21 protein-coding genes are annotated in these 22,378 nt (G+C 56.5%); 13 read left to right on the forward strand and 8 right to left on the reverse strand.

Annotated elements, in window-relative coordinates:
- The first annotated feature begins 134 nt into the window (after positions 1–134).
- Entirely contained in the window at positions 135–797 is a 663-nt protein-coding gene (gene fsa, locus EDF82_RS24115) for a fructose-6-phosphate aldolase (protein ID WP_123757999.1), read from the forward strand.
- Positions 798–851: 54 nt separating this feature from the next.
- Entirely contained in the window at positions 852–1,955 is a 1,104-nt protein-coding gene (locus EDF82_RS24120; RefSeq protein WP_123758000.1) for a glycerol dehydrogenase, read from the forward strand.
- 33 nt (positions 1,956–1,988) lie between these two features.
- Here the strand turns inward: EDF82_RS24120 and metF are convergent, their stop codons facing one another.
- Both metF and EDF82_RS24130 read right to left on the reverse strand, forming a co-directional pair.
- Positions 1,989–2,879 carry a methylenetetrahydrofolate reductase gene (gene metF, locus EDF82_RS24125; protein ID WP_123758001.1) on the reverse strand — a complete coding sequence of 297 codons (891 nt, stop codon included), beginning with the start codon at positions 2,877–2,879 and terminating at the stop codon, positions 1,989–1,991.
- A gap of 167 nt (positions 2,880–3,046) precedes the next feature.
- Entirely contained in the window at positions 3,047–3,946 is a 900-nt protein-coding gene (locus EDF82_RS24130) for a LysR family transcriptional regulator (protein ID WP_123758002.1), read from the reverse strand.
- A gap of 89 nt (positions 3,947–4,035) precedes the next feature.
- Here EDF82_RS24130 and EDF82_RS24135 point away from each other — a divergent pair, with 89 nt between their 5' ends.
- Positions 4,036–4,407: a carboxymuconolactone decarboxylase family protein gene (locus EDF82_RS24135; RefSeq protein WP_123758003.1), complete on the forward strand. Its 372-nt coding sequence runs from the start codon at positions 4,036–4,038 to the stop codon at positions 4,405–4,407.
- Between the two features lie 44 nt (positions 4,408–4,451).
- Here the strand turns inward: EDF82_RS24135 and EDF82_RS24140 are convergent, their stop codons facing one another.
- Both EDF82_RS24140 and metB read right to left on the reverse strand, forming a co-directional pair.
- Positions 4,452–6,884, reverse strand: coding sequence for a bifunctional aspartate kinase/homoserine dehydrogenase II (locus EDF82_RS24140; RefSeq protein ID WP_123758004.1), 2,433 nt, complete (start codon positions 6,882–6,884; stop codon positions 4,452–4,454).
- 2 nt (positions 6,885–6,886) lie between these two features.
- Positions 6,887–8,047 (reverse strand): cystathionine gamma-synthase, encoded by a 1,161-nt coding sequence (gene metB, locus EDF82_RS24145; protein WP_123758005.1) that lies wholly within the window; start codon positions 8,045–8,047, stop codon positions 6,887–6,889.
- Between the two features lie 265 nt (positions 8,048–8,312).
- Here metB and metJ point away from each other — a divergent pair, with 265 nt between their 5' ends.
- Positions 8,313–8,630, forward strand: coding sequence for a met regulon transcriptional regulator MetJ (gene metJ / locus EDF82_RS24150; protein WP_004869405.1), 318 nt, complete (start codon positions 8,313–8,315; stop codon positions 8,628–8,630).
- A 125-nt stretch (positions 8,631–8,755) separates the two neighbouring features.
- Here the strand turns inward: metJ and rpmE are convergent, their stop codons facing one another.
- Entirely contained in the window at positions 8,756–8,971 is a 216-nt protein-coding gene (gene rpmE, locus EDF82_RS24155) for a 50S ribosomal protein L31 (protein ID WP_045853658.1), read from the reverse strand.
- A gap of 264 nt (positions 8,972–9,235) precedes the next feature.
- Between rpmE and priA the strand changes: the two genes are divergently transcribed.
- From priA to rraA, 7 genes are all read left to right on the forward strand, one after another.
- Complete coding sequence (gene priA / locus EDF82_RS24160; protein ID WP_123758006.1) at positions 9,236–11,431, forward strand: primosomal protein N'; 2,196 nt, start codon at positions 9,236–9,238, stop codon at positions 11,429–11,431.
- 151 nt (positions 11,432–11,582) lie between these two features.
- Positions 11,583–12,611 (forward strand): DNA-binding transcriptional regulator CytR, encoded by a 1,029-nt coding sequence (cytR, locus tag EDF82_RS24165; protein WP_123758007.1) that lies wholly within the window; start codon positions 11,583–11,585, stop codon positions 12,609–12,611.
- A 76-nt stretch (positions 12,612–12,687) separates the two neighbouring features.
- Positions 12,688–13,689: a cell division protein FtsN gene (gene ftsN, locus EDF82_RS24170; RefSeq protein WP_123758008.1), complete on the forward strand. Its 1,002-nt coding sequence runs from the start codon at positions 12,688–12,690 to the stop codon at positions 13,687–13,689.
- Between the two features lie 91 nt (positions 13,690–13,780).
- A complete protein-coding gene (gene hslV / locus EDF82_RS24175) occupies positions 13,781–14,311 on the forward strand; it encodes an ATP-dependent protease subunit HslV (RefSeq protein WP_095105382.1) in 531 nt (176 codons plus the stop codon).
- Positions 14,312–14,320: 9 nt separating this feature from the next.
- Positions 14,321–15,655, forward strand: coding sequence for an HslU--HslV peptidase ATPase subunit (hslU, locus tag EDF82_RS24180; RefSeq protein WP_123758009.1), 1,335 nt, complete (start codon positions 14,321–14,323; stop codon positions 15,653–15,655).
- Positions 15,656–15,847: 192 nt separating this feature from the next.
- Entirely contained in the window at positions 15,848–16,774 is a 927-nt protein-coding gene (gene menA, locus EDF82_RS24185) for a 1,4-dihydroxy-2-naphthoate polyprenyltransferase (RefSeq protein WP_123758010.1), read from the forward strand.
- Positions 16,775–16,866: 92 nt separating this feature from the next.
- On the forward strand, positions 16,867–17,352 hold the full coding sequence (gene rraA / locus EDF82_RS24190) for a ribonuclease E activity regulator RraA (RefSeq protein WP_123758011.1): 486 nt from the start codon (positions 16,867–16,869) through the stop codon (positions 17,350–17,352).
- Positions 17,353–17,414: 62 nt separating this feature from the next.
- On the opposite strand, the gene pfkA is transcribed toward rraA, so the two are convergent.
- From pfkA to cpxP, 3 genes are all read right to left on the reverse strand, one after another.
- A complete protein-coding gene (gene pfkA, locus EDF82_RS24195) occupies positions 17,415–18,377 on the reverse strand; it encodes a 6-phosphofructokinase (RefSeq protein ID WP_123758012.1) in 963 nt (320 codons plus the stop codon).
- Between the two features lie 203 nt (positions 18,378–18,580).
- Positions 18,581–19,477: a CDF family cation-efflux transporter FieF gene (fieF, locus tag EDF82_RS24200; RefSeq protein ID WP_123758013.1), complete on the reverse strand. Its 897-nt coding sequence runs from the start codon at positions 19,475–19,477 to the stop codon at positions 18,581–18,583.
- Positions 19,478–19,636: 159 nt separating this feature from the next.
- Positions 19,637–20,140, reverse strand: coding sequence for a cell-envelope stress modulator CpxP (cpxP, locus tag EDF82_RS24205; RefSeq protein WP_123758014.1), 504 nt, complete (start codon positions 20,138–20,140; stop codon positions 19,637–19,639).
- A 155-nt stretch (positions 20,141–20,295) separates the two neighbouring features.
- Between cpxP and cpxR the strand changes: the two genes are divergently transcribed.
- The gene (gene cpxR / locus EDF82_RS24210) at positions 20,296–20,994 is read left to right on the forward strand and encodes an envelope stress response regulator transcription factor CpxR (protein ID WP_004203671.1); all 699 of its coding nucleotides are present in this window, start codon (positions 20,296–20,298) and stop codon (positions 20,992–20,994) included.
- Positions 20,991–22,364: an envelope stress sensor histidine kinase CpxA gene (gene cpxA, locus EDF82_RS24215; RefSeq protein WP_123758015.1), complete on the forward strand. Its 1,374-nt coding sequence runs from the start codon at positions 20,991–20,993 to the stop codon at positions 22,362–22,364. Before cpxR ends, cpxA begins: the two co-directional genes overlap by 4 nt.
- Positions 22,365–22,378 lie beyond the last annotated feature (14 nt).

A 22,378-nucleotide genomic window follows, 5' to 3' on the forward strand; every position in this document is an offset into this window, starting at 1 on the left:
AACGTGATCTAAATCATCCTTAACCGCAATGCGTACATTTATCCAGTTTTTGGCAAATTTGTCATCTGGCGACCCGCCGGTGAGAAGCCGTATCCTTATCTCAACATCACTGAATTGAGCATCGAGGAAAGGCTATGGAACTCTATCTGGACACCGCAAACGTAGCAGAAGTTGAACGCCTGGCACGCATCTATCCCCTGGCTGGCGTCACCACCAACCCCAGCATTATCGCCGCCGGCAAAACGCCGGTCTGGGAGGTACTCCCGCGCCTGCAAAAAGCCGTCGGGCCAGAGGGAACGCTGTTTGCCCAGACCATGAGCCGCGATGCCGAAGGCATGGTGGCGGAAGCCAAACGCCTGAGCAATGCCGTCCCGGGAATTGTGGTTAAGATCCCGGTTACCGCCGAGGGCCTCGCCGCGATCAAGCTGCTGAAGAAAGAAGGTATCCCGACTCTGGGCACCGCGGTCTATAGCGCCTCCCAGGGGCTATTGGCCGCGCTGGCAGGCGCAAAATATGTCGCCCCTTACGTCAATCGCGTCGATGCCCAGGGCGGTGACGGCATCCGCATGGTGCAGGAGCTGCAATCCCTGCTGGAGCTCCATGCGCCAGAGAGCAAAGTGCTGGCCGCCAGCTTTAAAACCCCACGCCAGGCGCTGGATTGTCTGTTAGCGGGCTGCGAAGCTATCACCCTTCCTTTAGACGTAGCGCAACAAATGCTTGGCACCCCCGCGGTAGAGTCAGCCATAGAGAAGTTTGAGCAAGACTGGAATAACGCTTTTGGAAATCTGAACCTGTAACCCGATCGGCGCGCCGACAAAGGGCGGCGCCACGATCATCCAGGAGGAAAAGAAATGGATCACATTATTCAATCCCCGGGCAAATACATTCAGGGCGCGAACGCCATCACCCGCCTTGGCGAATACCTCAAACCACTGGCCGAACGCTGGCTGATTGTGGGCGACAAGTTTGTACTGGGTTTTGCCGAAGAAAAACTGCGCAAAAGCCTGACAGACGCCGGCCTGGTGGCCGAAATTGTCCCGTTTGGCGGCGAGTGCTCACGCAATGAAATCAACCGTTTGCAGGACATTGCCAGTTCAGCCAACTGTCATGCCGTGCTGGGTATCGGCGGCGGTAAAACGCTGGATACTGCAAAAGCATTGGCTCACTTTATGCACCTTCCGGTGGTGATTGCCCCGACCATTGCCTCAACGGATGCCCCCTGTAGCGCCCTCTCGGTTCTCTATACCGATGAAGGGGAGTTTGACAGCTATCTGATGCTGCCACGCAACCCGAATATGGTCATTGTCGATACGCAGATCGTTGCCGGTGCGCCACCGCGCCTGCTGGCAGCCGGTATCGGCGATGCGTTAGCGACCTGGTTTGAAGCGCGCGCCTGTTCACGCAGCGGCGCCACGACCATGGCGGGAGGTCAGTGCACTCAGGCCGCGCTGGCGCTGGCCGAACTGTGCTACAACACGCTGATTGAGGAAGGTGAAAAAGCGATGCTGGCGGCGGAGCAACATGTTGTCACGCCGGCGCTGGAGAAAGTGATTGAAGCCAACACCTATCTGAGCGGCGTGGGCTTTGAAAGCGGCGGTCTGGCCGCGGCGCACGCCATCCATAACGGGCTAACGGTGCTGGCGGATGCCCACCATTTCTATCACGGTGAAAAAGTCGCTTTCGGTACGCTGACCCAGCTGGTGCTGGAAAATGCCCCGGTGGAAGAGATCGAAACCGTTGCCGCTCTGTGCCACAGCGTCGGCCTGCCGATCACCCTGGCGCAGTTGAATATTAAAGGGGATATTCCAGGCAAGATGCGCGCCGTGGCGGAAGCCGCCTGCGCAGAGGGCGAAACCATCCACAATATGCCTGGCGGCGCGACGGCCGATCAGGTCTACGCCGCGCTGTTGGTCGCCGATCAGTACGGCCAACGTTTTCTGCATGAGTGGGAATAAAAAACAACATGGCCCTCATTGAGGGCCATCGTTTTATACCGCCGGGCGCACGCCCAGCGTGTGGCAAATCGCGTAGCTCATCTCGGCACGGTTCAGCGTGTAGAAGTGGAAATCCTTCACCCCTTCCCGGCTTAAAATCTTCACCATGTCCATGGCGATGTTCGCCCCGACCAGCTGGCGGGTTTCCGCATCGTTATCCAGGCCTTCAAACATTTTCGACATCCAGGTAGGGATGCGCACGTTGGTCATGTCGGCAAACTTCTTCGCCTGTTTGAAGTTAGAGACCGGCAGGATCCCGGGAATAATTTCGACATCAATGCCGGCCGACACGCAGCGATCGCGAAAACGCAGATAGCTTTCAACATCGAAGAAAAACTGGGTGATTGCCCGGTTGGCGCCCGCATCGACCTTACGCTTCAGATTCAGCAGATCCGCCTGCGCGCTTTTGGCCTCGGGGTGCACTTCAGGATAGGCCGCCACGGAGATATCAAAATCGCCCACCTCTTTCAGCAGCGTCACCAGATCGGCGGCGTACATATCCGGCTTGCCGCTACCCGGCGGTAAGTCACCGCGCAGGGCGACAATATGACGAATGCCGTTGTTCCAGTAGTCCTGGGCAATGGCGCGCAGCTCGTCGCGGCTGGCGTCGATACAGGTCAGATGCGGTGCTGCTTCCAGACCAGTACGCTCTTTAATGCCTTTGATGATGCTGTGGGTACGGTCGCGCTCGCCGGAGTTCGCGCCGTAGGTCACCGACACAAACTTCGGCTTCAGGCTGCTTAAGCGATCGATGGACTTCCACAGGGTTTGCTCCATTTCACTGGTGCGCGGCGGGAAGAATTCAAAAGACACATTAATCTGGCCCTGCACTTCTGCCAGGCTCTGATTCAGCGCTTCCCGCTGATTGGCGTGAAAAAAGCTCATACCTTACCTCATCAATCGCATTTTATTGTTTGTTGTGTTGCGAACTTCTATACGTTTAGACGTCCAGATGTAAAAATGACGGAAAAGCGGGCAGGCGTCAATAGAAAAATCAGCGTAAACAGTGAGGAATATTCAGCGAAGATGAGATTAATTCATGTCACCCGACGCTAAGTTAATGATTCTTCAATTAACGGCAGCAGCCAGTCGCGCAACGCGTCATCTTCCGGCCGGGTTAATAATCCCAGCGTCAGATGCAGACGGGCCTCCTCCAGCGTCTGGAACACCACCCCCTGACGCTGAATAGCCGCAAATGAGGCGGGCAGCAGAATCATCCCTTCGCCACGCGCAATACGCGCCAGCAGGACATCATGCTCGGCAGGCTCTTCAACGTAGGTTGGGGTAAAGCCAGCACGTTCAAAGATGCGCCGGGTCTGGTCAAAAAACGCCGGATTACGCTCCCGCTTGAACCAGAACAGCGGTCGATGGTTCAGGGCGTTTAAGGTCAACTGGACCATGGCGGCTTGCGGCCATGAAGCCGGCAATGCCGCAATCAGCGGTTCATCATAGGGCAGCGGCGAAAACGTTAAGCCGTCGGCATCCAGCGGCAACGCCACCAGCGCGGCGTTCAGCTTGCCTCTGCGCACCTGTTGAGCGAGGGCCGGTGAAGCCTGTCGGCTGAGGTGCAGGGCGCTGACGTGACCGCTCAGGGCCGATTCCAGCGGCGCAAAGATCCCCTGTTCAAACGCGGTGGTCAGCCCCAGTCGTAACGGCTGCTGGCGGTCGCGGGAGAGCTGGCTTAACGCGCTCAGCGTCTGCTCCTGCAGCGCCAGCAACGGCCGGATCGTCTCCAGCACCCGCTCGCCTTCTGCGGTCAGTATCAGTCCTTTGGTGTGACGGACAAACAGCGTCACCCCCAGCAGCATTTCCAGCTGGCGGATATGCCGGCTCAGCGGCGGCTGTGAAATAAACAACCGCTGCGCTGCCCGACTAATGTTGTTCTCTTCCGCCACCACCGCGAAATAACGCAGCAGCCGCATGTCCAGAGTAGATAAGCGCGAATTTGTCATACCGGAAAGGTATCACGAAAAGGGTATTACTCAACGCTTCCCGATGCCTCTACTCTCCTTACAGCACATTATCTCTATGAGGAAAGATCATGACATCAGAACGTTATACTACCGGCCTTGAGATGCTGCAGCGCGTTGATGGTAAGGGCGGCGATGCCGTCGTAGCCAGCCTGCAGGCTATCGCCCCGGACTTTGCCCGCTATCTGATTGAGTTCCCGTTCGGCGATATCTACGCCCGTCCGGGGCTGGATTTGCGCAGCCGTGAAATCGCCACCATTGCCGCGCTTACCGCGCTGGGCAACGCCGCCCCGCAGCTCAAAGTGCACATTGCCGCCGGGTTACACGTGGGTTTGTCGCAGGAAGAAATTCTCGAAGTGATCATGCAGATGGCGGTATATGCGGGGTTCCCCGCGGCGCTGAATGGCCTGTTTGCCGCCAAAGAGGTGTTCGCTGCACGCTGATGTCACGAGACCAGAGCAACGCCTGGTCTCGTGACAGGGTTGAATTACAGCAGCTGCGCCAGACGGTTGATGTCCGACTGAATGGCGCCAGCGGTCACATCGCGGCCGGCACCCGGGCCGCGGATCACCAGCGGGTTATCGCGGTACCAGCGGCTCTCGATCGCAAACACGTTGTCGCACGGCAGCAGCGCCGCCAGAGGGTGCTCCTCACGTACCGCTTCCACGCCGACTCGTGCTTTGCCGTTGGCATCAAAACGCGCCACGTAGCGCAGAACCAGCCCCATTTCACGGGCCGCTTCCAGACGCTGCAGCATCTGCTCGTTCAGCTCTTCACCATTCTCGAAGAAGTGATCGACAGAGCCCTCTTCGCAGTGCGCAGGCACCAGCGATTCCACACGAACCTGATCCGGCTCGATGTCATACCCGGCCTCACGCGCGAGGATCACCAGTTTACGCATAACGTCTTTCCCCGCCAGGTCAACGCGCGGGTCCGGCTCCGTCAGCCCTTGCTGCCACGCCTGATCGACCAGGTCGGTGAACGGCACGGTGCCATCAAACTGCAGGAACAGCCAGGAGAGCGTGCCGGAGAAAATGCCGCTCAGCGCCAGGATGGTATCGCCGCTATCGATCAGATCGCGCACCGTGTGGTTCACAGGCAGGCCCGCGCCTACGGTGGCGTTGTACAGCCAGTGACGACCGGTTTTCTCGAACGCATCGTGGATCTGACGGTATTTATCGCTGCTGCTGGCGCCCGCCAGTTTATTGGCGCTGATCACGTGGAAGCCATGGCTGGCGAAATCCAGGTATTGATCGGCCAGTTGCTCGCTGGCGGTTACGTCCAGCACCACTAAATCATCGTACGGGTGGGCACGCATCCACAAGAACAGCGACTCTTCATCCTGGGCGACGGCCTCGTCGTTGAAGAAGGCCAATGCGCGGCTGGCGTCCAGGCCTTCGTAGTTCAGCAGGCTGCGGCGGCTGTCCACCACCCCGGCGAGAATAAATTCAAAACCGGTGCGCGCGGAAAGCGTGGTTTGTTCGCGAGCGAACAGCTCCAGCCAGCGCGAACCAATGTTGCCTTTGCCAAACAGCACCAGGCCAATGCGTTTCTCGGCACGGAACAGCGACTGGTGCAGCCCCTGAATCAGGCTTTCCGTCGGACCAGCACGCAGCACCGCGACCAGGCTGATGCCCTCTTCGGACTGCCAGGTAAACTCAACCGGCTGCCCTTTCAGCTGCTGCCAGAAACGGTGACAGTGCAGTGGGTTACGGCTGACGCCAGCCCCCACCATCGCCACCAGCGCCAGCTTCTGACGCAGACGCAGCTCGCCCGGAAGACCGGCTTCGTCGAGCAGGCGCAGCGCGCTGTCGGCGACTTCCGAGGTATAGCAGAACTGCAGCAGCTTACGGTCGGCATGAACGCCGACCGCCAGCGGGCGCAGCTGGGCGCGTTTAAAGATAAGATCCAGCTCTTTATGCGCCAGCTTGAAATCCTGGCCCGCAGGCACCTGGAACTCAATCAGGCACACATCATCGTGGCTGGTCACAATACGTGCGCCGGTCCCGGAGGCCAGCACACGTTCAATGCGCGTGGAGCCCTGTTCAGGGTTATAGCTACAGCGCAATTGCAGATCGATATCGCTACCGGATACCGGCTGCAGAGTACGGGCATGCAGCACTGGCGCGGCCAGACGTGCCAGCTCACTGGCTTCATCCAGGCGCAGCAGCGGCAACAGGCAGGCATCTTTTACCTTACGCGGGTCGGCACTGTAGACCCCGGCCACGTCACTCCAGATCGTGACGCGCGAGGCCCCGGCCAGCGCGCCAATCTGGGTCGCGGAATAGTCGGAGCCGTTGCGCCCCAGCAGAACCGTCTCTCCCGCGTTGTTACGCGAGATAAAACCGGTCACCACCAGGCGTTTGTTCGGGTGTTGCGCCATCAGTTGCTGCAACAACGGGTAGGACAGGCCTTCATCCACCTGCGGCTGGGCGCCGCGTTCGGCACGCAGGAAGCTGCGGGCATCGAGCCAGGCCGCCTCCTGCCCTAAATGGTTCAGGACTGCCGCCATCAGGCGTGCGGACCAGACTTCCCCGTGACCAACCACTTCGGCGTAGACCGCATCGGTCACGCCGCTGTCAAGCAAGCCGGCAAGGCGCTCGAGATCGTGAATAAAAGTGGCGATCAGCGTATCGGCAGCATCTGCTGGCAGCAGGCTGGCGATCAGCTCCATATGATAACGGCGCAGCGACTGCTGCACCTGATGCGCAGAAAGGCGATCGGTCTGGCTGAGTTTCAGCCAGCTAATCAGCTGGTTGGTGGTGCTACCCGCGGCGGAGACAACCATCATGTCACCCGCCTGCGAGTATTCCGTCATGATCCCCGCGACGCGCAGGTAACATTTCGCATCCGCTAAACTACTCCCACCAAATTTGTGCAGCTGACGACCCTTCGCCCCTGCCTGCGCATTCACACTCATGTTTATTCCTCGTTTGCTGCCCGGAAGCCATTTTCCAGGTCGGCAATTAAATCTTCACCATCTTCAATACCGGTCGAAATACGCAGAAGCGTTTCTGAAATCCCAGCCGCCGCACGTGCTTCAGGCGACATACCTGCATGCGTCATCGTCGCGGCATGCGAAATCAGACTTTCTACGCCCCCCAGCGATTCGGCCAGCGTAAACAGCGACAATCCGCTCAGAAAACGACGCAACATCTGCTCATCCCCGTCCAGTTCAAAGCTTAACATTGCGCCAAAACCTTTTTGCTGACGCGCAGCAATCTCATGCCCCTGATTTTCCGGCAGGGACGGATGATACAGTTTTTTCACCAACGGCTGGGCTTTCAGATAGTCGACAATCGCCTGAGCATTGCGCTGCGCCACTTCCATACGCGGAGAGAGCGTACGCAAACCACGTAGCAACAAGTAACTATCGAATGCACCGCCGGTGACGCCGATATTATTCGCCCACCATGCCAGTTCGGTGACAAGGGCCGGATCTTTGGCAATCACCACGCCCGCCACCACGTCAGAGTGGCCATTCAGGTATTTGGTGCACGAATGCAGTACCAGATCGGCACCCAGCGCCAGCGGGTTTTGCAACGCCGGGCTCAGGAAGGTGTTATCCACCACGCTTACCGCACCTGCTTCACGAGCCAGCGAACAGATTTTCGCAATATCCACCACCCGCAGCAACGGATTACTTGGGCTTTCGACCAATACCAGCTTCGGTTTTTCAGCCAATGCCGCATTCAGCGCCTGTTCATCATTCTGATCGACAAACAGCACGCGATAGCACCCGCGTTTCGCCAGGCTATCAAATAAGCGATAGCTGCCGCCGTAGCAGTCATGTGGTGCTACCAGCACATCACCAGGCTTCAGGAACACGGTGGTCACCAGCAGAATAGCCGACATACCGGTGTTGGTCAGCACAGCACCCGCGCCGCCTTCCAGCTCCGCCAGTGCGCGTTGCACGACATCACGCGTCGGGTTGCCGCGACGGGAATAGTCATGGGCACGAGGTTCATTAAAGCCGGTGAAGTTGTAGGTACTGGAAAGGTGAATCGGCGGGACAACGCAACCGTACTGTTCGTCGTCATTTAAACCGCTACGCACTGCGATGGTGGCCTGTTTACGCGTCATGTTGGGCAGTTCCTGGGCTGGATCGGTGAAAAGTCAGGCACCAGAGTAATCATTGTCACAATGGACGTCAATACATCTGGACATCTAAACTTCTTTGCGTATAGATTGAGCAAAAAGCGAATAGCCGTTAAAATTATATGCATTGGCGCACATCCGCAGGGGCTAATCAGATGTCAGACACGCCCCGCTACGGTAAACTACGCGCAATTATGGCCAGACAAGACGTTCTGGTCCTTAACTAATGAATAGAGGATTAAGGTATCTCATGGCTGAATGGAGCGGCGAATATATCAGCCCATACGCTGAGCACGGTAAGAAGAGTGAGCAAGTAAAAAAAATTACGGTTTCCATTCCTCTGAAGGTGTTAAAAATCCTCACCGATGAACGCACGCGTCGCCAGGTGAACAACCTGCGGCATGCCACCAACAGCGAACTGCTGTGTGAAGCGTTCCTGCATGCCTTTACCGGTCAACCGTTGCCGAACGATGAAGACCTGCGTAAAGAGCGCAGCGATGAGATCCCGGAAGCGGCGAAGCAGATTATGCGTGAGATGGGCATCGACCCGGATACGTGGGAATACTAAGCGCATGAAAAAGGGCGGAGTTTATCTCCGCCCTTTTTGACGTCGCTGACCGGCCATCAACTACAGCACGGTCTGGCGACAAAAACAAAAAAAGCCGCCCTGAGGCGGCTTTTTCTTTCAGCAAATTACTTGCTGGTACCCGGCACGCTGAAGCGCTTGTTGAAGCGGTCAACACGGCCACCGGTAGCAACGTCACGCTGCTTGCCAGTGTAGAACGGGTGGCATTTACCGCACACGTCGAGGTTCAGGTCGTGACCTACGGTAGAACGGATTTTCATGACGTTACCGCAAGAGCAGTTAGCAGTAACTTCTTCGTATTTCGGGTGAATATCTTTTTTCATGGGAGAACCTCAGTTAAGGCCGCGTCGCTCTTCCAGCCCTAACGCCAGACACCACGCGATGTTAATAATTGCCCGTCACCTTCTACGCTACCGGCACATTGACCACAGCGCGAAACTTTCAGGTAATAAGTTTAGTTTGATGCTGCACGAAGCGCACCAAAGGCGGCGAATCATACAGAATTTGACCAGCATATGCAAACTGATCCGCGAGCCCTTATCACAATGTGTATACTAAGCGGCCAGATTTCAAGTCAGGAAGATGACATGTCCGTCGCCCACGTTGCCCTGCCCGTTCCGCTGCCCCGTACTTTTGACTACCGCCTCCCTGAAGGCATGGCGGTCAAAGCAGGCTGTCGCGTGCGTGTGCCCTTTGGCAAACAGGAGAAGATCGGCATTGTCACCGCCATCAGCGAGCACAGCGAACTGCCGTTAGATGAGCTAAAACCGGTTGCCGAAGCGCTGGATAGCGAACCGGTGTTTTCATCTACCGTCTGGCGACTGCTGCTATGGGCGGCCGATTATTATCACCACCCTATCGGCGATGTGCTGTTCCACGCGCTACCGATCCTGCTGCGTCAGGGTAAACCGGCCAGCGCAGCGCCGCAGTGGTACTGGTTTGCCACCGAACAGGGGCAGGCCGTCGACATCAACAGCCTCAAGCGTTCGCCGAAGCAACAGCAGGCGCTGTCGGCGCTGCGTCAGGGAAAAATATGGCGCTATCAGGTCGCTGAGCTGGAGTTTAACGATGCGGCGCTGCAGGCGCTGCGTGGCAAAGGGCTGTGTGAGCTGGCGAGCGAAACCCCGGCCCTTACCGACTGGCGAAGCCATTTTTCCATTCCCGGCGAACGGCTGCGTCTGAATACCGAACAGGCCACCGCCGTGGGCGCCATTCATAGCGCTTCAGACCGGTTTTCAACCTGGCTGCTGGCCGGTATTACCGGTTCCGGCAAAACGGAAGTCTATCTCAGCGTCCTGGAAAACGTGCTGGCACAGGGCCGTCAGGCGCTGGTGATGGTGCCGGAGATTGGCCTCACGCCGCAAACCATCGCCCGCTTCCGCCAGCGCTTTAACGCGCCGGTCGAGGTGCTGCACTCCGGGCTGAATGACAGCGAGCGTCTTTCTGCATGGTTAAAGGCTAAAAATGGCGAGGCGGCTATCGTCATCGGGACGCGCTCGTCGCTGTTTACGCCGTTTAAAGACCTCGGGGTAATTGTTATCGATGAGGAGCACGATAGCTCCTATAAGCAGCAGGAAGGCTGGCGCTATCATGCCCGCGACCTGGCGGTCTGGCGCGCCCATAGCGAGCAAATCCCGATCATTCTGGGCTCCGCCACGCCGGCGCTGGAGACGCTCTATAACGTTCGTCAGGGCAAGTATCGTCAGCTGAAGCTGACCAAGCGAGCGGGCAACGCGCGTCCGGCTCAGCAGCACGTGCTGGATTTAAAAGGCCAACAGCTGCAGGCGGGACTATCTCCGGCCCTGATTAGCCGCATGCGGCAACATCTGCAGGCCGATAACCAGGTGATCCTGTTTTTAAACCGCCGCGGTTTTGCCCCTGCGCTGCTGTGCCACGATTGTGGATGGATTGCGGAATGCCCGCGCTGCGACAGCTATTACACTCTGCACCAGGCCCAGCATCACCTACGCTGTCACCACTGCGACAGTCAGCGCCCCATTCCGCGTCAGTGTCCCTCTTGCGGGTCGACGCACCTTGTTCCCGTCGGGCTGGGAACCGAACAGCTGGAGCAGGCGCTGGCGCCGCTGTTTCCCGGCGTTCCGATCTCCCGCGTCGACCGGGATACCACCAGCCGTAAAGGCGCGCTCGAACAGCACCTCGCCGATATCCACCGCGGCGGCGCGCGTATCCTGATCGGCACGCAGATGCTGGCAAAAGGTCACCACTTCCCGGACGTGACGCTGGTGTCTCTGCTGGACGTTGATGGCGCGCTGTTTTCCGCCGACTTCCGTTCTGCCGAGCGCTTCGCCCAGCTCTACACCCAGGTCTCTGGCCGTGCCGGGCGCGCGGGTAAACAGGGCGAGGTGATTCTGCAAACGCACCATCCGGAGCATCCGCTGCTGCAAACGCTGCTGTATCAGGGTTACGACGCTTTTGCCGATCAGGCGCTGGCCGAACGTCAGACCATGCAGCTGCCGCCGTGGACCAGCCACGTCCTTATTCGTGCCGAAGATCACAACAATCAGCAGGCGCCACTGTTCCTGCAGCAGTTGCGCAATTTGCTGCAGGCCAGCCCGTTGGCCGATGACAAACTGTGGGTGCTTGGCCCTGTACCGGCGCTGGCCCCCAAACGCGGAGGCCGCTGGCGCTGGCAGATCCTGCTCCAGCATCCGTCGCGCGTTCGCCTGCAGCATATTGTCAGCGGGACATTGGCGCTGATCAACACCCTGCCGGAAGCACGTAAGGTAAAGTGGGTGCTGGATGTCGATCCTATTGAAGGTTAAGCCTTCTCTTGCGAGACGGATCGAAAAAATTCAACAACCATCACGTTTTTCATGAAAATTCTGTAACTCTCTGCATCGACTATCTGCTAAAAATGTTGCTGATGTCAGAGCACAAGGGATGTGTCTGCACGAGTCAGTGAGGAGAAAACAGGTGAAGCCCAAAAAACAGGTGGTTGCCGCCACGATGAAAGACGTCGCCCTGAAGGCAAACGTTTCCACGGCAACCGTGTCCCGAGCGTTAATGAATCCCGATAAGGTGTCTCAGACTACCCGTAACCGGGTGGAACAGGCAGCGCTTGAAGTCGGCTATTTGCCGCAGTCGCTCGGGCGTAACATGAAACGCAATGAATCGCGTACGATTCTGGTCATCGTGCCTGATATTTGCGATCCCTTTTTCAGCGAGATCATTCGAGGCATTGAGATCACCGCGGCGGAACAGGGATATCTGGTGCTGATCGGTGACTGCGCTCACCAGAACCGCCAGGAAAAAACCTTTATCGACCTGATTATCACCAAGCAGATCGACGGTATGCTGCTGCTCGGCTCACGACTGCCCTTCGACGCTGGCGTTGAAGAGCAACGCAATCTACCGCCGATGGTCATGGCGAATGAGTTTGCGCCGGAGCTGGAGCTGCCGACGGTGCATATCGATAACCTCACCGCGGCGTTTAATGCTGTTAATTATCTGCATGAACTGGGACACCAGCGCATTGGCTGTATCGCCGGTCCGGAAGAGATGCCGCTGTGCCATTACCGGCTTCAGGGCTATGTGCAGGCGCTGCGCCGCAGTGGAATAACTATCGACCCGCATTATATTGCGCGCGGTAATTTTACCTATGAAGCCGGTGCCAACGCGCTGGAGCAGCTTCTGGCGCTCCCGGTGCCGCCCACCGCGGTTTTCTGCCACAGCGATATCATGGCGCTTGGCGCGCTGTCGCTGGCAAAACGCCGGGGCCTGAAAGTGCCTGACGACCTGTCGATTGTGGGTTTCGATAATATCTCTTTATCTGAATTTTGCGATCCGCCATTGACGACCGTTGCGCAACCGCGCTTTGATATCGGCCGCGAAGCGATGCTGTTACTACTGGATCAGCTACATGGTCATAATGTGAACAGCGGTTCACGATTGCTGGACTGCGAACTGATCGTTCGCGGCAGTACACGTAAAATCAGAGCATAACCATCCGGTTCTGGTCAAAGCCTTGCCGCTTAAGTAACATGGCGGACTGACGAACGAATAAGACAGCGAAACGATAGTGGCACAACGAGATTATGTACGCCGCAGCCAACCGGCTTCTTCGCGGCGCAAAAAGGGTAATACCCGAAGCTCAAGGAACAAACAGAGCAGCCTGGCGGCGGTTTCACCAACGATGGTTGCGATCGCGGCGGCAGTGCTGGTGGCCTTTATCGGTGGGCTGTACTTCATCACGCACCATAAAAAAGAAGAAGCGGAAGCCCTGCAAAACCGTCAGGCTGCAGGAAACGGCTTACCGCCGAAGCCGGAAGAGCGCTGGCGCTATATCAAAGAGCTGGAAAGTCGCCAGCCTGGCGTACGTGCGCCTACTGAACCGACGGCCGGCGGGGAAGTGATGAAACCCGAACAGCTAACCAACGAACAGCGTCAGCTGCTGGCACAAATGCAGGCGGATATGCGCCAGCAGCCAACTCAGCTGACTGAAGTTCCGTGGAACGAACAAACCCAGGCCCAGCGCCAGCAAACGCTGCAGCGCCAACGTCTGGCTCAGCAGCAGGTGCAACAGCAGCAACAGGTTGCCCAGCAGCAGTGGGCGCAGACGCAAACGCAGGCGCCGGTACAACAGCCGCGTGCGCAACAGCGAGTAGCAGAACAGCCAAAGCCAGCTGCGCAACCAAAACCGGTGCAGCAGCCGAAGCAAACCGCGTCTACCCAGCAGCCGTATCAGGACCTGCTACAAACGCCGGCGCATACAACGTCGCAGCCTAAAACCCAGGCCGCCGCGCCAGTTGCTCGCGTTGAAGAAGCGCAGAAAGCGCCGGCTGAGAAGAAAGACGATCGTAGCTGGATGATTCAGTGCGGCTCCTTTAAAGGCGCTGAGCAGGCAGAAACCGTGCGCGCACAGCTGGCATTTGAAGGGTTCTCCTCACGCATTACCACCAACAATGGCTGGAACCGCGTGGTGATTGGGCCGCTGAAAGGCAAAGAAAGCGCCAACGATATGATCACTCGCCTGAAGATGGCCGGGCATGCAAACTGCATTCGTCTTGCCGCCAGGGGTTGAAACCCTAAAAATCCCCCCCATCTATAATTGCATTCTGCCCCGCGTCATCCGCGGGGCCCCTATTCCGCATTTGTAACCAAGGGGTCTGCTCGTGACAACAATAGTAAGTGTTCGCCGTAACGGCCATGTGGTTATCGCCGGTGATGGCCAGGCCACGCTTGGCAATACCGTCATGAAAGGTAACGTGAAAAAGGTTCGTCGCCTGTACAACGACAAAGTGATCGCAGGCTTCGCCGGCGGCACTGCTGATGCCTTCACGCTGTTCGAACTGTTTGAACGTAAACTGGAAATGCACCAGGGACACCTGGTCAAGGCCGCCGTGGAACTGGCAAAAGACTGGCGTACCGATCGTATGTTGCGCAAACTGGAAGCCCTGCTGGCGGTCGCGGATGAAAACGCCTCGCTAATCATCACCGGTAACGGTGACGTGGTGCAGCCCGAAAACGATCTGATCGCTATCGGTTCTGGTGGCCCCTACGCTCAGGCCGCGGCTCGTGCTCTGCTGGAAAACACCGATATGGGCGCACGCGACATCGCAGAGAAGGCGTTGAATATTGCAGGTGATATCTGCATATATACCAACCATTTCCACACCATCGAAGAATTAGCCTCTAAAGCGTAAGGATCTCCCATGTCTGAAATGACCCCACGCGAAATTGTCAGCGAACTGGACAAACACATTATCGGTCAGGATGCAGCCAAGCGTTCCGTGGCTATCGCGCTGCGTAACCGCTGGCGCCGTATGCAGTTAAACGAAGAACTGCGCCACGAAGTCACGCCGAAAAACATTCTGATGATCGGTCCGACCGGCGTCGGTAAAACCGAAATTGCTCGTCGTCTGGCGAAACTGGCCAACGCGCCGTTCATCAAAGTTGAAGCAACGAAATTCACCGAAGTGGGCTATGTCGGTAAAGAAGTGGATTCGATTATCCGCGATCTGACCGATGCGGCGATCAAAATGGTCCGCATGCAGTCCATTGATAAAAACCGCTATCGCGCCGAAGAGATGGCCGAAGAGCGTATTCTCGACGTACTGATCCCGCCGGCAAAAAATAACTGGGGCCAGGCAGAACAGCCTCAGGAGCCGTCAGCGGCGCGCCAGGCATTCCGTAAGAAACTGCGTGAAGGCCAGCTCGACGACAAAGAAATCGAGATCGATCTTGCCGCTGCGCCAATGGGCGTTGAAATCATGTCCCCTCCGGGCATGGAAGAGATGACCAGCCAGCTGCAGTCTATGTTCCAGAACCTCGGTGGCCAGAAGCAAAAACCGCGTAAGTTGAAAATCAAAGACGCGATGAAGCTGCTGATTGAAGAAGAAGCGGCGAAACTGGTGAACCCGGAAGAGCTGAAGCAGGATGCCATCGATGCCGTTGAACAGCACGGTATCGTGTTTATCGACGAAATCGACAAAATCTGTAAGCGTGGTGGCAACAGCTCTGGCCCGGATGTCTCTCGTGAAGGCGTTCAGCGTGACCTGCTGCCGCTGGTGGAAGGCTGCACCGTCTCAACCAAACACGGCATGGTCAAAACCGACCATATCCTGTTTATCGCCTCCGGCGCATTCCAGGTGGCCAGCCCGTCTGACCTGATCCCGGAACTGCAGGGACGTCTGCCGATCCGCGTTGAGCTGAAAGCGCTGACTACCGAAGATTTCGAACGCATCCTGACCGAGCCGAATGCCTCCATCACCGTGCAGTACAAAGCACTGATGGCCACCGAAGGGGTTAACATCGAGTTTACCCAGGAAGGTATCAAGCGCATCGCACAGGCAGCATGGCAGGTGAACGAAACCACCGAAAACATCGGTGCACGTCGTCTGCACACCGTGCTGGAGCGTCTGATTGAAGATATCTCCTACGACGCCAGCGAAATGAACGGTCAGAGCATCACGATTGATGCGGAATATGTTGGTAAACATCTGGATGTACTGGTGGCAGATGAAGATCTGAGCCGTTTTATCCTATAATCCGGTCCAATATATTTTCATCACTATAGATGGGGCTATATAAACCCAACATAATTCGAGTTGCAGGAAGGCGGCGACGCAAAGAATCTCCGGGAGCTTACTCAGGTAAGTGACCGGGGTGAGCAGGCGAAGCCAACAAAGAGGCAGCTTGAAGGATGGCGGGTATAGCCCCATTTTTATTGGCCGGAACCTATGACTGAAAAACCAATAACCCGCACCCAGGCCTGGCTCGAAAGCCTGCGGCCAAAAACACTCCCTCTGGCCTTTTCCGCCATCGTGGTTGGCACAACGCTGGCCTGGTATCAGGGGCACTTCGATCCCTGGGTCGCGCTACTGGCGCTGATCACCGCTGGATTGCTGCAAATACTGTCGAATCTCGCCAACGATTATGGCGATGCCGTGAAGGGCAGCGATAAACCCGACCGTTTAGGACCACTGCGCGGCATGCAGAAAGGGGCTATCACCCAGCCGCAAATGAAGCGCGCGCTGATCGCCACCGTGGTGCTGATTTGCCTCTCCGGGCTGGCGCTGCTGTTCTGCGCCTGGCAAACGATGGCCGATTTTATTGGCTTTATGGTGCTCGGCAGCCTTTCGATTATCGCCGCCATTACCTACACCGTCGGAACCCGTCCTTACGGCTATATAGGCCTGGGCGATATTTCGGTACTGCTGTTCTTTGGCTGGCTTAGCGTCGCCGGGAGCTGGTATCTACAGGCCCACACCATTGAAGCCGTCATTTTCCTGCCTGCCACCGCCTGTGGCCTGTTAGCCGCTGCGGTGCTGAATATCAATAATCTGCGCGATATCGATAGCGACCGAGAGAACGGCAAAAATACCCTGGCGGTACGCCTGGGACCGGTCAACGCCCGCCGCTACCACGCAAGCCTGCTTATCGGCGCTCCGCTGTGTCTGGCGCTGTTTAATCTGATATCGCTACAAAACCTATGGGGTTGGCTGTTCATGCTCGCTACGCCGCTGCTGGCGAAGCAGGCGCGATTTGTGATGCGCGAGCGCGAGCCGGCCGCCATGCGTCCAATGCTGGAACGGACGGTCAAAGCCGCGCTGTTAACCAACCTGCTGTTTGTCATTGGAATTGTTTGCAGCAAGCTCGCGGGTTAACTGACAAATATCAATTAACAATTGATGATTTTGCCAACAATACGATTCGCGAGATATACTAAAAACTCTCGCAGCAACTGAACGTTAAGCCTATGAAATACGATACTTCCGAGCTTTGTGACATCTACCAGGAAGATGTCAACGTAGTGGAACCTCTGTTCTCCAACTTTGGGGGGCGGTCGTCGTTTGGTGGACAAATCATCACGGTGAAATGTTTCGAGGATAACGGGTTGCTATACGATATGCTCGAACAGAACGGCCGTGGTCACATCTTACTGATCGATGGCGGGGGCTCCGTCCGCCGTGCGTTAATTGACGCCGACCTGGCGCGTCTGGCCGTACAAAACGAGTGGGAAGGGTTAGTGGTCTATGGCGCAGTGCGTCAGGTTGACGACCTGGAAGATCTGGATATTGGCATCCAGGCGCTGGCCGCTATTCCTGTTGGCGCCGCTGGCGAAGGCATCGGCGAAAGCGACGTTCGCGTCAATTTCGGCGGCGTGACCTTCTTCTCCGGCGACCATCTGTATGCTGATAATACCGGCATCATCCTTTCCGAGGATGCGCTGGATATCGAATAACCCGCCCGATAAAAAAAGGCCTTCTCAGAGAGAAGGCCTTTTTGTTTGTCTCGCGCCAGAACTTAGTACAGTTTCTTCGCGCAATCCAGCCAGTCGTTTTTGAACGGACGCTTCATGTTCTCGATAGCATCGATGATGTCATGGTGCACCAGTTTTTCGTTCTGAATGCCGACACAGCGGCCACCGAAGCCCTGCAGCAGCAGTTCGATCGCGTAGGCGCCCATGCGGGAAGCCAGGATACGGTCGTAAGGAACCGGAGAACCACCACGCTGAATGTGGCCCAGTACCGTTGCACGGGTTTCACGGCCGGTTTCTTTCTCGATGTAGTGAGCCAGTTCGTCCACGTCGCACATGTGCTCAGTGATCGCCACGATGGCGTGTTTCTTACCTTTTGCAATACCGGCTTTGATTTCAGACACCAGGTCATCGCGGGTGTATTCAACTTCGGGAACCATGATGAACTCACAGCCACCGGAAATCGCCGCCGCCAGGGTCAGGTCGCCACAGTAGCGGCCCATCACTTCAACAACAGAAATACGCTGGTGAGAAGAAGAGGTATCACGCAGACGGTCAATCGCTTCAACTACAGTGCTCAGCGCGGTGAAGAAACCGATGGTGTAGTCGGTGCCTTTGATGTCGTTATCGATGGTGCCAGGCAGACCGATGCACGGGAAGCCCATTTCGGTCAGGCGCATCGCCCCCATGTAGGAACCGTCACCGCCAATAACAACCAGCGCATCCAGACCACGCTTTTTCATGTTCTCAAGGGCTACGGCACGCACATGCTCTTCGCGGAATTCAGGAAAACGCGCTGAACCCAGGAAAGTACCGCCACGGTTGATCATGTCGGAAACGCTATAGCGGTCGAGCTGAACCATGCGATCTTCATACAGGCCGAGGTAACCGTCATAGATTCCAAAAACTTCCAGACCTTCCGTTAATGCTGCGCGCACAACGCCACGAATTGCTGCGTTCATGCCCGGCGCATCACCGCCACTTGTCAATACACCGATTTTCTTAATCATGACTACCTCTGAACTTAGGAAGCAAAAAATAATCCTGTTGCCTGAAGCGCTCCTCGATCAGGAGAGCACGACGATAATTGCAATAGTATATCAAACGCTTCTGGCTGAATTGATTCAGGTCAGACCAAATGGCGGTAATTTATACAAATAATGCCGATCCGCCCCACATTTTAACATCGAATTTACAGACTATAACTCAACGCTCAAAAAACGCCCTGGCGTGCCAGCGGCACGACGGAGCAGGGGTCTTGATGGATAATGACATCAGAACCCGGGAAACGGTGCAGAATCGCCTGCTCAACCTGGTCGGCAATCACATGCGCCTGAACCAGAGGGAGGTTATCTTCCATTTCCAAATGTATTTGAATAAAGCGAGTCGGCCCTGACTGCCGCGTTCGTAGATCGTGCGCCCCGCTGACGCCAGGCCATGCGGTCACGATATTGATAATGTCCTGACGTTCCTCATCAGGAAGTGCGCGGTCTAATAACGACTGAACAGCGTCATAGCCCATACGCAGCGCGCTATATAAAATATAGATGCCAATCCCGAGAGCAAACAGCGCATCGGCACGATGCCAGCCATACCAGGACAGGCCCAGCGCCACCAGAATGGCGCCATTCATCATAACATCAGACTGATAATGAAGCATATCTGCTCGCACCGCCTGACTTTGCGTTTTTCTCACCACCCAGCGCTGAAAAGTGACCAGCACCAGCGTGCTGACCAGCGCAATCAGGGTCACGATCATGCCAATACCTGCCGCCTGCATGGGCTCCGGACGCGCCAGATGCTGTATGCCGGTCAAAAACAGGAACAGGGCCGACCCAGAGATAAACATACTTTGCGCCAGCGCGGCCAGCGATTCCGCCTTGCCGTGACCAAAAGTATGTTCTTCATCAGCGGGTTGCAGCGAATATCGCACCACCAGCAGGTTGGTTAACGAGGCGGCAATATCCACCAGCGAGTCCACAAGCGCAGCCAGAATACTGACAGAACCGGTATACCACCACGCAAAAATCTTGATCAAAAGTAACGTGGAGGCCATCACCGTCGCCGCAATAGCCGCCCGGCTCACCAGCCGCCCATAAGATTGATTCATAAACTCTCCTTTTCGGCGATGCGCTTAGTATAACCTGAACTTTTGCCGCAACGAGGCGCAAGGAGAAGAAGTCATATTGCTGAGTGACAGGCAAAAAAAACCCCCACATCATGTGGGGGAAGACAGGGATGGTGTCTATGGCAAGGAAAACAGGGTTTACTACTGGGGTTGCACGGTATTGCTACTACTCGACAGCATGGTTGCTGATCCTTTCTGCATCCTTGCAACCTCACGCAACTGATCCATTCGTTGCTGGTGTTTAGCATTGAGAACCGCTTGCTGCTCTGGCGTTAACAGGTGGTACATCTGGTTGCGAACTTTTGCCATTTCGATCTGGCGGGCAACCTGTTCCTGCGCCATCTTATCTGCCTGAGCGCGCACAGCGTTTTCATCAAAATTTTCTGCGGTGACAAGGCGATGCATTGTCTCCATTTCGCTAACATTAATGGGTGGCCTGTCGTGGCGCGCCCGTCGCATAAGATCTCGTAACTGCTGACGTTGCTGTTCGGTTAAACTTATGCCGTCAAACATATGACTCTGGCTGGTGCGCTGCACCCCGTCGTCTCCGGGGAGCCAGTTAACGCTGGTAACGACTTCAGCGGCCTGGCTATATGCACTTAACGCCAGCGTTGAGGCCATGACGGCAGCTATAACATTGCGCATCACATACTCCCAATACGTTTGTGTCTGTGTAGCGATTCAACGAGATACAGTCTACGATTCGGGCTGCAAACATGCGTCAGGGGGTGTAAAACAACGTAAAGTCATGGATTAGCGAGCCTTGATGACGTAATTTCTGCCTCGGAGGTATTTAAACAATGAATAAAATCCTGTTAGTTGATGATGACCGGGAGCTCACCTCCCTGTTAAAAGAGCTGCTTGATATGGAAGGATTTAATGTGCTCGTGGCCCATGACGGGGAACAGGCACTGGCTCTTCTTGACGACAGCATCGATTTACTTTTGCTTGATGTGATGATGCCGAAGAAAAATGGCATCGATACACTGAAAGAGTTACGTCAGACACACCAGACCCCGGTCATTATGCTCACTGCCCGCGGTAGCGAGCTGGATCGCGTGCTTGGCCTTGAGCTGGGCGCAGATGATTACTTGCCTAAGCCGTTCAACGATCGTGAACTGGTGGCGCGTATACGCGCGATTCTGCGCCGTTCGCACTGGAGCGAGCAGCAGCAAACCACCGAAGCAGGTTCCCCGACGCTGGAAGTTGATGCATTAAGCCTCAATCCGGGTCGTCAGGAGGCCAATTTCGATGGGCAAACCCTGGAGCTGACCGGTACCGAGTTCACCCTGCTCTACCTGCTGGCGCAGCATCTCGGTCAGGTGGTATCTCGTGAACACCTGAGCCAGGAAGTATTGGGTAAACGCCTTACGCCATTCGACCGCGCTATCGATATGCATATTTCGAATCTGCGTCGTAAGCTGCCGGAGCGCAAAGATGGTCACCCATGGTTTAAAACCCTGCGCGGCCGCGGCTACCTGATGGTTTCAGCTTCATGATAGGAAGTTTAACCGCACGCATCTTCGCTATTTTCTGGCTTACGCTGGCACTGGTGTTGATGCTGGTTCTGATGTTGCCCAAGCTGGACTCGCGCCAGATGACCGAATTGCTGGAAAGCGAACAGCGTCAGGGCATCATGATTGAACAGCACGTCGAAGCCGAACTGGCGACCGACCCGCCCAACGATCTGATGTGGTGGCGTCGTCTGTTCCGCGCGATCGATAAGTGGGCCCCGCCGGGGCAGCGTTTACTGCTGGTCACCAGCGAAGGACGCGTTATCGGCGCAGAACGCAACGAAATGCAGATCATTCGCAACTTTATCGGCCAGGCCGATAATGCCGATCATCCGCAGAAAAAACGTTACGGCCGCCTGGAAATGGTTGGCCCGTTTTCCGTCAGGGATGGGGAAGATAATTACCAGCTTTATCTAATCCGCCCCGCCAGTACCTCCCAGTCAGACTTTATCAACCTGCTGTTCGACCGTCCGTTGCTTCTGCTCATCGTGACGATGCTGGTCAGTTCTCCCCTGCTTCTGTGGCTTGCATGGAGCCTGGCCAAGCCGGCGCGTAAGTTGAAAAACGCCGCCGATGAGGTCGCGCAGGGTAACCTGCGCCAACATCCAGAGCTGGAAGCCGGCCCGCAGGAGTTTTTAGCTGCCGGGGCCAGTTTTAACCAGATGGTGACGGCGCTGGAACGCATGATGACCGGGCAGCAGCGTTTGTTATCCGATATTTCTCACGAGCTACGTACCCCGCTCACGCGCCTGCAACTGGGGACCGCCCTGCTGCGTCGCCGCAGTGGCGAGAGCAAAGAGCTTGAGCGAATTGAGACCGAAGCCCACCGGCTGGACAGCATGATCAACGACCTGCTGGTGATGTCGCGCAACCAGGCGAACAACGCCCTGGTGAGCGAAACGGTGAAGGCGAATCAGCTGTGGGGTGAAGTGCTGGATAACGCTGCGTTTGAGGCCGAGCAGGTAGGGAAATCCTTCACGGTAGAGTATCCGCCAGGCCCCTGGCCGCTCTACGGCAACCCGAATGCCCTGGAAAGTGCGCTGGAAAACATCGTGCGTAACGCGCTGCGTTACTCGCATACCAAAATTTCAGTGAGCTTCTCCGTCGATAAAGACGGCATCACGATTAACGTTGATGACGACGGTCCAGGCGTTAGCCCGGAGGATCGCGAGCAGATATTCCGGCCGTTCTACCGCACCGACGAGGCTCGCGATCGCGAGTCTGGCGGCACCGGTCTGGGGCTGGCGATTGTCGAAGCGGCTATTCAGCAGCATCGCGGTTGGGTCAAGGCCGATGACAGCCCGCTGGGTGGATTGCGTTTAACGATTTGGCTGCCGTTGTACAAACGGACCTGATGAAGTCTGTCCCG

The sequence above is a fragment of the Klebsiella sp. BIGb0399 genome (assembly GCF_003752615.1).
Taxonomy (GTDB): domain Bacteria; phylum Pseudomonadota; class Gammaproteobacteria; order Enterobacterales; family Enterobacteriaceae; genus Klebsiella; species Klebsiella lignicola.

Coding starts and splice junctions, on each gene's coding strand:
- metJ (WP_004869405.1), top strand. CDS start 8,313: ATGGCTGAATGGAGCGGCGAATATATCAGCCCATACGCTGAGCACGGT.
- EDF82_RS24120 (WP_123758000.1), top strand. CDS start 852: ATGGATCACATTATTCAATCCCCGGGCAAATACATTCAGGGCGCGAAC.
- hslU (WP_123758009.1), top strand. CDS start 14,321: ATGTCTGAAATGACCCCACGCGAAATTGTCAGCGAACTGGACAAACAC.
- cpxP (WP_123758014.1), bottom strand. CDS start 20,140: ATGCGCAATGTTATAGCTGCCGTCATGGCCTCAACGCTGGCGTTAAGT.
- metB (WP_123758005.1), bottom strand. CDS start 8,047: ATGACGCGTAAACAGGCCACCATCGCAGTGCGTAGCGGTTTAAATGAC.
- fieF (WP_123758013.1), bottom strand. CDS start 19,477: ATGAATCAATCTTATGGGCGGCTGGTGAGCCGGGCGGCTATTGCGGCG.
- EDF82_RS24140 (WP_123758004.1), bottom strand. CDS start 6,884: ATGAGTGTGAATGCGCAGGCAGGGGCGAAGGGTCGTCAGCTGCACAAA.
- EDF82_RS24135 (WP_123758003.1), top strand. CDS start 4,036: ATGACATCAGAACGTTATACTACCGGCCTTGAGATGCTGCAGCGCGTT.
- menA (WP_123758010.1), top strand. CDS start 15,848: ATGACTGAAAAACCAATAACCCGCACCCAGGCCTGGCTCGAAAGCCTG.
- fsa (WP_123757999.1), top strand. CDS start 135: ATGGAACTCTATCTGGACACCGCAAACGTAGCAGAAGTTGAACGCCTG.
- cpxR (WP_004203671.1), top strand. CDS start 20,296: ATGAATAAAATCCTGTTAGTTGATGATGACCGGGAGCTCACCTCCCTG.
- pfkA (WP_123758012.1), bottom strand. CDS start 18,377: ATGATTAAGAAAATCGGTGTATTGACAAGTGGCGGTGATGCGCCGGGC.
- EDF82_RS24130 (WP_123758002.1), bottom strand. CDS start 3,946: ATGACAAATTCGCGCTTATCTACTCTGGACATGCGGCTGCTGCGTTAT.
- priA (WP_123758006.1), top strand. CDS start 9,236: ATGTCCGTCGCCCACGTTGCCCTGCCCGTTCCGCTGCCCCGTACTTTT.
- metF (WP_123758001.1), bottom strand. CDS start 2,879: ATGAGCTTTTTTCACGCCAATCAGCGGGAAGCGCTGAATCAGAGCCTG.
- rraA (WP_123758011.1), top strand. CDS start 16,867: ATGAAATACGATACTTCCGAGCTTTGTGACATCTACCAGGAAGATGTC.
- cpxA (WP_123758015.1), top strand. CDS start 20,991: ATGATAGGAAGTTTAACCGCACGCATCTTCGCTATTTTCTGGCTTACG.
- rpmE (WP_045853658.1), bottom strand. CDS start 8,971: ATGAAAAAAGATATTCACCCGAAATACGAAGAAGTTACTGCTAACTGC.